This window comes from Cereibacter azotoformans, assembly GCF_021391315.1.
GTDB lineage: Bacteria > Pseudomonadota > Alphaproteobacteria > Rhodobacterales > Rhodobacteraceae > Cereibacter_A > Cereibacter_A azotoformans.
The window spans coordinates 435,775-449,520 of record NZ_CP090021.1; the positions used below are offsets into that span (position 1 = coordinate 435,775).

The 13,746-nt window shown below is 69.2% G+C and carries 10 protein-coding genes; 1 reads left to right on the forward strand and 9 read right to left on the reverse strand.

The window, feature by feature from the left end; all coding sequences use genetic code 11:
- Nucleotides 1-33: 33 nt before the first annotated feature.
- The 3 genes from ileS to LV780_RS02200 form a co-directional block, all read right to left on the reverse strand.
- Nucleotides 34-2,967, reverse strand: coding sequence for an isoleucine--tRNA ligase (ileS, locus tag LV780_RS02190; protein WP_108221599.1), 2,934 nt, complete (start codon nt 2,965-2,967; stop codon nt 34-36).
- A gap of 186 nt (nt 2,968-3,153) precedes the next feature.
- Entirely contained in the window at nt 3,154-4,212 is a 1,059-nt protein-coding gene (locus LV780_RS02195; RefSeq protein ID WP_108221597.1) for a YcjF family protein, read from the reverse strand.
- Nucleotides 4,213-4,273: 61 nt separating this feature from the next.
- The gene (locus tag LV780_RS02200; protein ID WP_011907557.1) at nt 4,274-5,689 is read right to left on the reverse strand and encodes a YcjX family GTP-binding protein; all 1,416 of its coding nucleotides are present in this window, start codon (nt 5,687-5,689) and stop codon (nt 4,274-4,276) included.
- A gap of 197 nt (nt 5,690-5,886) precedes the next feature.
- Here LV780_RS02200 and truA point away from each other — a divergent pair, with 197 nt between their 5' ends.
- Entirely contained in the window at nt 5,887-6,660 is a 774-nt protein-coding gene (gene truA, locus LV780_RS02205) for a tRNA pseudouridine(38-40) synthase TruA (protein WP_108221595.1), read from the forward strand.
- 19 nt (nt 6,661-6,679) lie between these two features.
- Here the strand turns inward: truA and LV780_RS02210 are convergent, their stop codons facing one another.
- Genes LV780_RS02210 through LV780_RS02235 form a run of 6 tightly spaced genes read right to left on the reverse strand, consistent with a single transcriptional unit; the run spans nt 6,680 to nt 13,689 of the window.
- Complete coding sequence (locus tag LV780_RS02210; RefSeq protein WP_011907559.1) at nt 6,680-8,767, reverse strand: 3'-5' exonuclease; 2,088 nt, start codon at nt 8,765-8,767, stop codon at nt 6,680-6,682.
- A gap of 3 nt (nt 8,768-8,770) precedes the next feature.
- Nucleotides 8,771-9,160, reverse strand: a complete 390-nt coding sequence (locus LV780_RS02215) for a response regulator transcription factor (RefSeq protein ID WP_011907560.1) — start codon at nt 9,158-9,160, stop codon at nt 8,771-8,773.
- A 1-nt stretch (nt 9,161) separates the two neighbouring features.
- Nucleotides 9,162-9,677, reverse strand: a complete 516-nt coding sequence (locus tag LV780_RS02220) for a hypothetical protein (protein WP_233863869.1) — start codon at nt 9,675-9,677, stop codon at nt 9,162-9,164.
- A gap of 17 nt (nt 9,678-9,694) precedes the next feature.
- Nucleotides 9,695-11,515, reverse strand: a complete 1,821-nt coding sequence (locus tag LV780_RS02225) for a DUF294 nucleotidyltransferase-like domain-containing protein (RefSeq protein ID WP_011907562.1) — start codon at nt 11,513-11,515, stop codon at nt 9,695-9,697.
- Between the two features lie 59 nt (nt 11,516-11,574).
- On the reverse strand, nt 11,575-13,392 hold the full coding sequence (locus LV780_RS02230) for a sodium:solute symporter family protein (RefSeq protein WP_011907563.1): 1,818 nt from the start codon (nt 13,390-13,392) through the stop codon (nt 11,575-11,577).
- A 15-nt stretch (nt 13,393-13,407) separates the two neighbouring features.
- Entirely contained in the window at nt 13,408-13,689 is a 282-nt protein-coding gene (locus LV780_RS02235) for a DUF4212 domain-containing protein (RefSeq protein WP_011907564.1), read from the reverse strand.
- Between the last annotated feature and the right edge of the window lie 57 nt (nt 13,690-13,746).

Below are 13,746 nucleotides of genomic sequence, written 5' to 3' on the forward strand. Positions count from 1 at the left end.
GCCTCGCCCCGGGTCAGATCCGCCGGAATCGGCTCAGCCGAGGACCTCGTTGCAGCGGGCGCAGGTGCCCGGATGCCTGTGAGTGCCCACGTCCGGCAGATACTGCCAGCACCGCTCGCACTTGGCGCCCTCGGCGCGCTCGAAGACCACGCCCACGCCCTGAACCTCGGGCAGGCGGAAGGCCTCGGCCGGCATCGGATCGCCGGTCAGCGCCAGGTCGGACGTGATGCAGACCTCGGCGAAATCGACCGACTTCAGCGCCGACAGCACCTCGGGCTCGCGCACATGGACGACCGGCGCGGCCTCGAGGCTGGCCCCGATCACCTTGGCCGTCCGCTGCACCTCGAGCGCGGCCGTCACCACGCGCCGCACCTGCCGCAGCGTGGCCCACTTCGCGGCCAGCGGCTCGTCGCGCCAGTCGGCGGGCGTATCCGGCATGTCCTGCAGGTGGATCGAGCTGTCCGCACCGGGGAAGCGCGACAGCCAGACATCCTCCATCGTGAAGACGAGGATCGGCGCGAACCAGGTGGTCAGCCGGTGGAACAGCAGGTCCATCACCGTGCGCGCCGAGCGGCGGCGGAGGCTGGTGGCCGCGTCGCAATAGAGCGCATCCTTGCGGATGTCGAAGTAGAAGGCCGAGAGGTCGCTGGTGCAGAAGGTGAAGAGCTTCTGGAACACGCCCTGGAAGTCGTAGGCGGCATAGCCGCGCCGCACCTCGGTATCGAGTTCGGCCAGCCGGTGCAGCACCCAGCGTTCCAGCTCGGGCATGTCGGCGGGGGCCACGCGCTCGGCCTCGGAGAAACCGCCGAGCGCGCCCAGCATGTAGCGCAGCGTGTTGCGCAGGCGGCGGTAGCTGTCGGCGGTGCCCTTCAGGATCTCCTTGCCGATGCGCTGATCGACCGTGAAATCGGCCTGCGCCACCCAGAGCCGCAGGATGTCGGCGCCATACTGGTCGATCACCTCCTGCGGGACCACGGTGTTGCCGAGCGACTTGGACATCTTCATGCCCTTCTCGTCCAGCGTGAAGCCGTGGGTCACGACGCCCCGGTAGGGCGCGCGCCCCTTGGTGCCGCAGGCCTGCAGCATCGAGGAGTGGAACCAGCCGCGGTGCTGGTCGGTGCCCTCCATATAGACGTCGGCGATGCCGTCCTCGGTGCCGTCGGGCCGGTCGCGCAGCACGAAGGCATGGGTCGAGCCGCTGTCGAACCAGACGTCGAGCACGTCGAAGATCTGCTCATAGGCCTCGGGATCGTGGAGCCCGCCCAGCACCTCGGCCTTGAAGCCCTCGCGATACCAGACGTCCGCGCCCTCGGCCTCGAAGGCGGCGGAGATGCGGGCGTTGACGGCCGGGTCCTTCAGCAGGAAATCCGGGTCGGTGGGCTTCGCCCCCTTCTTCACGAAGCAGGTGAGCGGCACGCCCCAGGCGCGCTGGCGGCTCAGCACCCAGTCGGGCCGCGTCTCCATCATGGAATGGAGGCGGTTGCGGCCCGAGATCGGCGTGAACTTCACCAGCTCCTCGATCGAGCGCAGCGCGCGCTTGCGGATCGTGTCGCCATGCTCGCCCATCCCGTCGTCGAGCGGATGGTCGATGGCCACGAACCATTGCGGCGTGTTGCGGTAGATCAGCGGCGCCTTCGAGCGCCAGGAATGCGGGTAGGAATGCTTGAGCTTGCCCTTGGCGAAGAGCGCACCCGCGCGGGCCAGCGCCTTGATGACCTCGACGTTGGCGGGGCCTTCCTTGCCCTCGGGCGTGATGATGACCTGCCCGCCGAAGAGCGGCAGGTCCGCCCGGTAGGAGCCGTCCTCGAGCACGTTGTAGGTCATGGGCAGGCCGAACTTCAGGCCCAGTTGATAGTCGTCGTCGCCGTGCGAGGGCGCGGTATGGACGAAGCCCGTTCCCGCATCGTCGGTGACATGCTCGCCCGGCAGCATCGGCACGTCGAAATCCCACTCGCCCGCCGAGCCTTCGAGGCCCCGGAACGGATGGGCCAGCACGAAGCCCTGCAGCTCGTCGGACGAGACGGCGCGCAGCCGCGTGGCGCCCTCGATCCGGGCCGACTTGAAGATGCCCTCCGACAGCTTGTCGGCCACGATCACCGTCTCGCCCACCTTCGCGGCAGCATTCTCGGCCACCGCCTCGATGCGGTAGAGGCCGTAGGCGATCTCGCGGTTGAAGGCCACGGCGCGGTTCTGCGGAATGGTCCAGGGCGTCGTGGTCCAGATCACGACCGAGGCCGCCAGCGCCTCGGTCTGCAGGCAGGCTTCGGCCTCGGGGAAGGCGCCCGCCGCCACGACCGGGAACTTCACCCAGATCTGGTGCGAGGTATGGTCGTGATATTCGACCTCGGCCTCGGCCAGTGCGGTCTTCTCGACCGGGCTCCACATCACGGGCTTGGAGCCCTGATAGAGCGTGCCGTTCATCAGGAACTTCATGAATTCCTCGGCGATGACCGCCTCGGCATGGAAGTCCATCGTCAGGTAGGGGTCGGCCCAGTTGCCGGTCACGCCCAGCCGCTTGAACTCCTCGCGCTGGATCTGCACCCAGCCCTCGGCGAACTTCCGGCACTCCTGCCGGAAGGCCACCACATCCACATCGTCCTTGTTCAGTCCCTTGGCACGATACTGCTCCTCGATCTTCCATTCGATCGGCAGCCCGTGGCAATCCCAGCCCGGCACATAGCGCGCGTCAAAGCCCATCATCTGGTGCGAGCGCACGATCATGTCCTTGATCGTCTTGTTCAGCGCGTGCCCGATATGCAGGTGCCCGTTGGCATAGGGAGGGCCGTCGTGCAGCGTGAAGGGCTTGCGGCCGGTCTTCTCGCGCAGGCGGTCGTAGATCCCGATCTGTTCCCAGCGCGCCAGCCATTCCGGCTCGCGCTGGGGCAGGCCCGCGCGCATCGGGAAGTCGGTCTCGGGCAGGAAGACGGTGTCCTTGTAGTCGGGAACGGTGGTCGTGTCGGCGGACATCGGATGCGGTCCTTTGGGAATGTGCGGGATCGGGCGCGGCCCCCCGGGCCTTGGCGCCGCGCAAACGTCGTCACCCGGCGCCTGAAGTCAGGACGCCGGGCCGGTAATTCGGGCGATGATCGCGATGCGATGCCTCATGGCTGGCTTATAGACGCGCCCCGAGGGCCGGTCCAGTGGCGCGGAGCCTCACCTGTCGAAGAGGCCCGTAAGGCTGCGGCTGATGAGGTTCGTGACCTTGGGGCGCGGCGCGGCATGGAAGGGCAGCGGGCGGCACAACTCCATCGCGGCCACGCCCACACGCGCGGTCAGGGCGCCGTTCACCATCCCCTCGCCGAAGCGGCGCGAGACCTTGGAGAGAACCCCCCCGCCCGCGACCGAGTGGAGCAGGTCGTCGGTCATGGCCACCGCCCCCGCCGCGATCAGCGAGGTGAAGACCCGGCGCAACAGGCGCACGCTGCCGAAGCTGCCCGAGCGCCCGCCGTAGATCTCGGCGATGCGGCGCACCATGCGGAGGTTGGCATAAAGCGCCGTCGCCACATCGGCCAGCGCCAGCGGCACCAGCGCGGTGACCGCCGCCACCTGCCGCGCGGCCGCCTCGATCTCGCGCCGCGCGCTCTGGTCGAGCGAGACCAGAAGCTCGTTCTCGGCCAGCCCCAGCAGCCCGTCGACGTCGAAGACCTCGGCCTGCCGCTCGGACAGCCGCGCGCGGCCCCAGCGCAGGTCGGGCCGGTGGCCATACATCTTCTCGAGCGCCCCCACCACGCGGCGGGCGGCCTTCAGATCGCCCGAGGCGCGGGCGGCGATCGCGGACTCGCGCAGGCTGTCGAGCCGCTCGAGCCGGACATAGGCCCACCATTCGCGCAGCGCGAGCGCAAGGCCGGTGACGACGGCGGTGCCGATCAGCACGAAGGCCGCCGCCCCCAGCAGGCTGTTGCGCGTCAGGAGCGAGGTGACGAAATCCACCGCCGCCACCGACAGCACGAACACCAGCAGCGTGCCGAACACCCAGCCCGCAAAGCGGCCCAGCCGCGAGGTGCGGACCGTGGCGATCCGGCTTGCGGCCAGCATCGCCTGCCCCTGCGGCAGGTCGAGGTCGGGCACCGGGGGCACGTCGGCCGGCGTGGGCCCGGAGACGGTCTCGGGCGGCGGTGGCGGACGGCGGGCCATGCGCGGCGCCTCGGGCGGCGGCGCCTCGCGCGTGTCCCAGTCGAGAAGCATCGGTTTCTTCGGGGGCGTGTCGCTCACGACCTGTCTCCCTGCGGATGAAGGACGGCCGCCCGGCACCCCGCCGGACGGTCGAAACGGGTCACAGCCGGTCCCCGATCAGGAACTCGGCGGCGCGGTCGAGCCGGATGTGCGGCGGCCCCTCGCCGGGCTTGAGCAGCACGCGCGCGGGCGCAAAGGTCATCAGCGCGAATTCGGCGTCGAGCCAGCGTTGCACCCCTTCGCGCGCGGGCGAGAGGAGCCGCGAGGGGTCCGAGGGTAGCTCGCCGGGATACATCGCCACCTGCCGCCCGCTCGACAGAAGCCGCCCGCGCACCGCCTCGACCGTCTCGCCGTGGCGTGTCACCTCCTCCTCGACCGTGGCGCGCACCGAGGCGAGCGACATGGCCGCCGTCAGCGATCCCGCGAAGGCCGCCCGGTCGCGGGCCTCGCGCAGCATCGCCTCCATGATCGCGGTGAGCTTGGGGTGCTGGGTGTGGTGCAGATGGTCGGCCATCGTGGCCGCGAACAGGATCCGCTCGACCCGGTGGCCCAGCAGCAGCGTCGAGAGGAACGAGTTCCGACCCGGACGGAAGGCGGTCAGGATCTCGGCCATCGTGCGGCGCAGATCTTCGAGAGCCTGCGGCCCCGCATGGATCGCGCCCATCGCATCGACCAGCACCACCTGCCGGTCGATCTTCGAGAAATGCTCGCGGAAGAAGGGGCGGACGACGTTCTCCTTGTAGCTCTCGTAGCGCCGTCCCATCTCGCGCCAGAGGCTCGTGCGGGACGTCTGGGCGGGCATCGGCAGCGGTGCGAAGGTCAGCACCGGCGAGCCCGCCAGATCCCCCGGCAGCAGGAACCGCCCCGGCGTGCAATCCGACCAGCCCGCCCGGCGCGCGGCCTGCAGATAGGCGGTAAAGCTTGCCGCCAGCGCCTGCGCCTGCGCCTCCTCGAGCGGGAGCGAGCCGTCCGCGGCGCGCGCGGTCGCCATGAAATCGCGCGCTTCCTCGCGCAGCGACAGCCGCTTAAGGGTCTCCTCGGACCATTGCGCATAGGTCTTGTCCATCAGCGCGAGGTCGAGCAGCCACTCTCCCGGATAATCCACGATGTCGAGATGGACGGTGCGCGGCCCGGTCAGGCCCGAGATCATCCCCGAGGGCCGCACCCGGAACGAGAGCCGAAGCTCCGAGATCGAGCGCGTGGACGAGGGCCAGCGCGGATCCTCGCCCAGGATCGCGGCCAGATGGTTCTCGAAATCGAACCGCGGCAGCGTGTCGTCGGGCTGGGGCTGCAGGAAGACCGCGTCGATGCGCCCTTCGGCGTGGGCGCGCAACTGCGGCATCCGCCCGCGGTCCAGCAGGTTCGCGACAAGGCCGGTGATGAAGACGGTCTTGCCCGCCCGCGACAGGCCGGTGACGCCGAGCCGGATCACCGGCTCGAAGAAGGTTTCGGAGACGGTGCTGACGGCGCCCTCGATTCCGCGCGCCACACCGTCGGTCAGTCTGCGGAGAACCACGCGCCTGCCTCTCTTTGTGCCGCTTCAAGGATAGGCGGCCCTTGGGGATGGATGTAGGCGTGACGGGCCGCTGTGCCAACAGGCCGCATCCGCCGGGGCGGATCGCAGGATCGGCGGCCGTCTGCCATTCGCGCTTCGTGGATGACCGGCGCACCCCGTCCTTGGCAGGGCGCGGCTGCGGTGCTAGGGGGCGCGTCATGCCGAGATATGCGCTGAAGATCGAGTATGACGGTGCCCCGTTCGCGGGCTGGCAGCGGCAGGCCGTCCTGGCCTCGGTGCAGGGCGCGGTCGAGGCCGCGCTCGGGCGGCTTGAACCCGGCCCCCACACGATTGCCGCGGCGGGGCGCACCGATACGGGCGTTCACGCCACGGGCCAGGTGGCCCACTGCGACCTCGGCAAGGACTGGGACCCGTTCCGCCTGGCGGGGGCGCTCAACGCCCATCTGAAGCCGCTGCCGGTGGCGGTTGTCGCTGCGGCGCGGGTGGGCGAGGACTTTCACGCCCGCTTCTCGGCGATCGAGCGGCGCTATCTCTTCCGGCTGCTCGCGCGCCGCGCGCCGGAGGTGCACGACCGGGGCCGGGTCTGGCGCGTGCCGCATCCGCTCGATGGCGCCGCCATGTGCGAGGCGGCGGCCCATCTCGTGGGACGGCACGACTTCACCACCTTCCGGGCGATCGGATGTCAGGCGGCCTCGCCGGTCAAGACGCTGGATGAGCTGATGCTCGAGACGGTCGAGGTGCCGAACGGGGTGGAATACCGCTTCCGCCTGCGGGCGCGCAGCTTCCTGCACAATCAGGTCCGCTCGATCGTGGGCACGCTCGAGCGGGTGGGCGCTGGCGCCTGGGCACCGGATCGGGTGAAGGAGGCGCTCGAGGCCCGCGACCGTGCCGCCTGCGGCCCGGTCTGCCCGCCGCAGGGCCTCTATCTCACCGGGGTGGGCTACCCGGCCGATCCGTTCGCCGCCACCTGAGGGCCGGGCGCGCCGGAGATCAGGCGTCGGTCAGATTGGCCTCGTTCAGATCCTTGAGCAGCCGTCCGTGGCGGCGCACCTCGGAGAGCACGGCGCCGAAGGTCTCGAAGCCCCGGCCCTGCAGCATCGGCAGCAGCTTCAGGAAGGCGTCGGCCGTCGCGACCGTGTCGCCGATGGCCGTGTGGCGCGCCTCTTCCGGGATGGTGATCCCCAGCCGGTGCGCCAGCGCATCGAGGCTGTGCACCTCGGTCTGCCCGAAGAGAACCGCCGACAGGAGCACCGTGTCGAGGATCGGATTGTCGAAGCGGCGGTCGATCAGCAGCTCGGCCCGGCGGAGGAACTCCATGTCGAAGGGCGCATTGTGGGCGACGAGCACCGCCCCTTCGGCGAACTTGTGGAACTGCCGCCCGACCTCGGTCATGTCCGGCGCGTCGGCCACCATCGCATCCGTGATCCCGTGGACCTCGGTGGACGAAGGCGGAATCGGCCGGCGCGGATTGACCAGCGTGTCGAACACCTCGGCCTCGACGCGGCGGCCGTTCACGATGCGGACGGCGGCGATCTGCACGATCTCATCCTGCGAGGGCATGAGGCCGGTGGTCTCGGTGTCGAAGACCACATAGGTCAGATCCTCGAGCCGCGCCTCGGCCACCTTCTCGTTCCGCGCCTTCGAGAGCAGCTCGAAATCATAGACCACGGCCCGCGGGATCGGACGCGGGCGGCGGCCGGCACGGCGGGCGGCGCGCAAGGGCAGGCAGAGCGCATTCTCTCCCGGAGCCGCAGGTTCGGGCCAGATCTCGGTCGTGTGGGTGGAAAGCACGGTGCGGCCCGTCACCTCGGGCACACCCGGTTCGAGCGGCTCGCCCAGCCAGTCCTCGAGCAGGCCGACGGGCAGCGGAGCGCCCTGCCAGACCAGCCGCAGCATGGCCTCGGTTCCGTCCTCGGTCAGGGTCACGCGGAAGTGGTTGCCGGTGCGGCGGGCCGCGACGCGGGCGGCCAGGGTCGCCACCAGACCGATCACCTCGAACCCGTTGCAGCGCAAAAGAAGCGGCGCTTCGCCGATCTCGGCCGAAAGGCCCGCCTGTTCCATCCGCGCCCTCAGCCCGTCGAGCAGATCCGAGGCGCGCGTGATCGACAGCGGCCAGCCGTCGTGCCGGCTCTCGTCGTGCCGGGCGCCGAGGTCGGTGATCGCGGCGGCGAGACCGCCGACTTCCTGCCGCAGCGCCCGCTCGACATCCGGCGGCGGGCAGGTGCCGGGCGGAAGCACCTCGAACAGCGTCTGGAGGTTGGCCGCCGGCCGCCGCACCCGGTCGAACACCTCGGCCAGCAGCGCCTCGCGACGCGCGTAGGACGCAAGCGCCGAGGTGACGTCGCGCAGCGTGAGGACATAGCCGGGCTTCGTGGTCTCGCCCCCGATCAGCCGCATCCGGGCGGCCAGCACCCGCGCGCCCACCACTGTCGTGCAGAGGATGTCCGAGGCCGCGTCCGGGTCGCCCGCCTCGACGAGCCGCTGGTGGGCGTGGCGGATCGGCCCGTCGCGCAGATAGTCGAAGAGATTGCGGTCGAGGCCCGGCGCGCCGGCCGTGTTCATCAGGTCGGTCGCCGGCCCGTTGTAGAACACGAGCTGGTGGTCGCCCGAACAGAGCAGCACCCCCACCGGCACATCGGACAGCAGCGCCTCGAGCCGGGCCTTCTCGGACGATAGGCGCGACGTCTCGCGCGCGACGGACTCGGCCAGGGCGTTCCGCGTCTCGGCCAGCGTCAGGGCCGTGGCCGAAGCGGCGGGCTCGAGATCGCCGAGGTAGCGCGCCGTCGGCTCTTCGATCGCGCCATCGACGGCGGCATGGGCCCGTGCCCGCAGCTTCGAGGCGAGCCGGATGATCGGCAGCGCCACATTGGCATCGAACAGATACCAGATCCAGGTGACGAGGCCCAGGATCGCAAGCCCGGCCACAAGGCCGACCTGCTGGAAGGCGGGCAGCAGCTCGGGGGCGCTGAGGCGCCGATAGGCGAGGAACAGGCCGATCGACACCGCCACATTCGCCCCCACTGCCAGCGCAGCGAAGAAGAGCAGGATCCGCACGCGCAGGTTGAGGCGATCGAGCATGGATCAGACCCCTTCGCCCAGGAGCCGGCGGACCTCCTCACGCAGGGCCTTGAGTTCGAACGGCTTCGAGATGAACCCGTCCGCGCCGAGCGCCAGACCCTTCTTGCGCTCGATGGCCGACCCGCGCGCCGTCATCATCAGGATCTTGACGTCGGCGAGCGTCGGGTCGAGCCGGACGCCCTGACAGATCTCGTAGCCCGAGACCTCGGGCAGCATCACGTCCAGCAGCACGAGATCGGGATGGGTGGCACGGATGCGGCCGAGCGCCTCGGCCCCGCTTGCCACCCGGTCGTGCTCGTAGCCTTCGCGCGTGATGAGATAGTCGAGCGCGATGGCGATGTTGTCCTCGTCCTCCACCACGAGGATCCGGCGCTTTCTGGCTCCGTCGGCCATGTCACCCCTCCCTGCAGGCCGCTGTCAGCAGTTCGTCGTCGTCCGGGACCGACAGCCAGCTGGTGCCGGTCAAGGTGCCGTCGGGCCGAAGCTCCGACGTGGTCTCGAGATTTGCCGTGCGCCGGCGCGTGCAATCGAAGGCCATGGGCACGCGCTGGGTGTTGTGCCACCGCTGCACCACCACCACCTCGGCGCGGCGGATGGCGGGGTCGGTCTCCGACCGCAGCATCCCTGTCCGGTCCAGCGCCATGAAGCGGGTGGCAACCGGGAAGAGGAACGTCCAGGGACGGATGCCCACGCGGTCCTGGGGCGCCGAGATCACCACGACCTCGGACGGCAGGGCGGCGGTCACGCGCGGATACCAGCTGTATTCGTTCCAGACCGAAAAGAGCAGCATCCCCGCCCCCGCCCCGGCCGGGACGATCCATTTCGGCAGGCGCTGACCGCTCAGCCGGCGCAGGAGCAGTGCGATCCCGGCGAGACCGGCTCCGGCGGCGAGGGTAGCGAGGAGGTCCATGACCATGGTTCGGGCCTTCAGGTGCGCGCGCCGCGGGCCGAGCCCAGCGCGGATTGCATGGTGCGGACGACCACGAAGGCGTCGCGCAGGTGGCTGCGTTCGAAATCCGACAGGTCCGACGGCGCGAGGAAATTGTCGGGGCTGCGGCCGGACCGGATCAGCCGTGCCTGGTTCTCGAGCCGGATCTGGGCGATCATGTCGTAGGCCTCGACCAGATCGCGCGCGCCCGACACCGAGATCACGCCGGCATTCTCGGCCGCCTGCAGCCGCGCGCGGGTGTTCACCGGCTCAAGCTGGCCGATCAGCGAATAGACGCGGCCGAGGTCGATCACCGGCACCACGCCATTGTGCTTCAGGTCGATGTGGTTCTTGTGCTCGCCCGAACGGATGGTGGCAAAGCCGCGGATCAGGCCCAGCGGTGGCGTGTGCTTCAGCGAGTTCGAGATCATGTGGGCCACGAAGATCGAGTTCTTCGCCGCCACGGCCAGCGTGTCGGCCTGCAGCTCATGGAACAGGCCCTCGTCGCCGCCGATCGGGCGCAGGTCGAACATCACCGACGACAGCATCTGCGCCATCGGGTCGGGCCGGTCGATCCAGCCGAGGAAATACTGCCGCCAGACCGAAAGCCGCTGGCGCCAGCGCGGGTTGGTGGCCATCATGTCGCCGGGGCAATGGATGTAGCCGCAGGCGTGCAGCCCGTCCGAAACCTGCCGTGCCAATTCGGAGAAGTAGGCGTCATCGGCCGGAAGCGTCTTGTCGGACAGGATCAGGCAGTTGTCCTGATCGGAGACGCCCGTCTGCTCCTGCCGGCCCTGGCTTCCGCAGGCGCACCAGCAATAGGGCACGGGCGGCGGCCCGAGCCGGGCTTCGGCCAGCGCCAGCAGGCGCCGTGTCACCGTGTCGGAAATGTCGGTGATGAGGCGCGTGACCACCTCATGCGAATTGTGCCCCGCCACCAGCTGGACCAGCAGCTTGGGGATGCGCGAGGTCACGGCCTGCAGTTCGGGCAGCGACTCGGCCGTGGCCGCATCCCGCACGAGCTGGGCCGAGGACACGGCCTGGAAGCGGGTCAGGTCGGTCTGGGTGATCATGCCCACCAGACGGCCTTCCTCGATCACCGGCAGATGGCCGATCCGCCGCTCGAGCATCACATGAAGGATGTCGGATCCAAGAGCCTCGGGCGGAAGGGCGATCGGATCGCGGGTCATGACCTCGGCCACCGGAGTGGACGGATCGAGCCCCACGGCCACCACCTTGTTGGTCATGTCGCGCGTGGTCACGATGCCGAGGAAGGTCGGCCCCTCCACGACACCCAGCGAGGACACGCCGGCGTCGCGCATCTTCATCGCCGCGGCCCGGATCGTCTCGGCCGGCCCGCAGGTCACGGGCTTGCGCGCCATCAGGTCGGCCACCTTCTGCGTGGTCAGGTCGGAGGCGCGGTACCCTTGAGTCCGTCGCCGGGTGAAGAACCGCTCGAAGGCGGGCGACGCGGCAAAGAGCCGCCGGAACTCGTCGCCGGGAAGCATCAGGAGCACCCCGTCCGTCGTGGCCTGCGCCGTGGTGGCCGCGCGGCCGTCGCGCATGAGCCCCCGCTCGCCGAACGAGTTGCGCGGCCCGAGCACCGAGATCACGTCGCCCGACGGTTCGAGGATCTCGACCCCGCCACGCTTGACGAGATAGAGCCCGACCAGCCGGTCTCCGTGTCGATAGACCGTCTCGCCTGCGGCGACTTCCCTGCGGCTGAAGCAACCGGCGACACGCGCCAGCTCGTCCTGCGGCAGGCTGTCGTAGGGATGCACCGTCTCCAGAAAGCTCACGATGGTCTGGACGTCTTCCATGAGGCTCCTCGACACTGCACCTGGATGGTGCGCCCCCGACGGGGGGCGCACCGTTGATCTCAGTGGGCCGTGGCCTTGCCGGCACCGCGCGGGATGCGGATGCTCTCGACCAGGTCCACCACTTCGCGCGGGGGCGCCTTGGTGATGGCCGACACCAGGAAGGCCACGCCGAAGTTCAGCAGCGCACCCACGGTCCCGATGGACAGCGGCGAGATGCCGAAGAAGTAGTTGGCGGGCACGTCCTCGAACGTGGCGGTGCCGGGGATGAAGAACCAGCCCTTGTAGAGGAAGATGTAGACCGCGGTGAAGACGAGGCCGACGAGCATCCCGAGGATGGCGCCTTCCTTGTTCACGCGCTTGGAGAAGATCCCCATCATCAGCGCCGGGAAGATCGTCGCGGCGGCCAGACCGAAGGCCAGCGCCACCACCTGCGCGGCGAAGCCGGGCGGGTTGAGGCCGAGCCAGGTGGCGATCACGATCGCACCCGTCATCGAGATCCGCGCGGCCAGAAGCTCGCCCTTTTCCGAGATGTTGGGGTTGATCGAGCCCTTGATGAGGTCGTGCGAGATCGCCGACGAGATGGCGAGCAGGAGGCCCGCGGCGGTCGAGAGGGCGGCAGCCAGCGCACCGGCGGCCACGAGCGCGATCACCCAGCCCGGAAGAGCGGCGATCTCGGGGTTGGCGAGCACCATGATGTCGTTGTCGATCTTGGTGACCTCGTTGCCGACCCAGCCACGCTCGGCCGCGATGGCCTGCATCGCCGGGTTGGCCTCGTTGTAGTACTGGATCATGCCGTCGCCGTTCTTGTCTTCCATGACGAGAAGGCCGGTCTGTTCCCAGGTCTTCACCCAGCTCAGGCGCGGGTCGTTCTGGATCGCCTCGACCGAGATCGCGTCGCCGTCGAGCGCGTTGCCGGCCACGGCGTTCGGCCACATGGTGGTGGTCAGGTTCAGGCGCGCCATCGAGCCGACGGCCGGGGCCACGGTGTAGAGCAGCGCGATGAAGACCAGTGCCCAGCCCGCGGACGAACGGGCGTCGGCCACCTTCGGCACGGTGAAGAAGCGGATGATGACGTGCGGAAGGCCCGCGGTGCCGATCATCAGCGACATGGTGAACAGGAACATGTTCAGCTGGCTGGTGGTGTCGGCGGTATAGGCCGTGAAGCCCAGTTCGGTCACCACCTGGTCGAGCTTGGCCAGGAACGCCTGGTCGCCGCCGCCCGGGGCATAGTTGCCGATCAGGCCCAGCTGCGGCAGGAACGAGTTGGTCAGCGCGAGCGAGATGAAGATCGCCGGGATCGTGTAGGCGATGATCAGCACGACATACTGGGCGACCTGGGTGTAGGTGATGCCCTTCATGCCGCCGAACACGGCATAGGCGAAGACGATCGCCGCGCCGATATAGAGGCCCATGTCGGTCGAGATCTCGAGGAAGCGCCCGAAGGTCACGCCCACGCCGCGCATCTGCCCGATCACGTAGGTGACCGAGATCACGATGAGGCAGATCACCGCCAGAAGGCGCGCACCGCCCGAGTAGAAGCGGTCACCGATGAATTCCGGCACGGTGAACTTGCCGAACTTGCGCAGGTAGGGCGCCAGCAGCAGCGCCAGCAGCACATAGCCGCCGGTCCAGCCCATGAGGAAGGCCGACTGCGTGTAGCCGCCCGCCGGGGCCAGCGCGATGATGCCGGCCATCGAGATGAAGGACGCCGCCGACATCCAGTCGGCGCCGGTCGCCATGCCGTTCGCCACGGGGTGGACGCCCTGGCCGGCCGCATAGAACTCGGCGGTGGAGCCCGCCCGGGCCCAGACCGCGATCCCGATGTAGATGGCGAAGGTGATGCCAACCACGATCAGGTTGAGGGTGAATTGATCCATTCGTTCCTGCCTCCCTTACTCGTCCACGCCGTACTGGCGGTCCAGCCGGTTCATGAGCCACGCATAGACGAAGATCAGAACGAGAAAGACGTAGATCGACCCCTGCTGCGCGAACCAGAAGCCCAGATCGGCGCCGCCCACCATGATGCCTTCCAGCGCCGGGCGCAGGAGGATGCCGAGACCGAACGAGCAGGCGAACCAGATCGCCAACGAGATGAGGATGATGCGGACGTTCGCCGACCAGTAGGCATTCGACGACGTCCGGTCTGATGTCACATGACCAGTTCTGTCCACCATTGGACCTTCTCCCTGTAGGTTTCTTCTCCCTGCCGGCGTCCCACCTCCTCGAGGGAC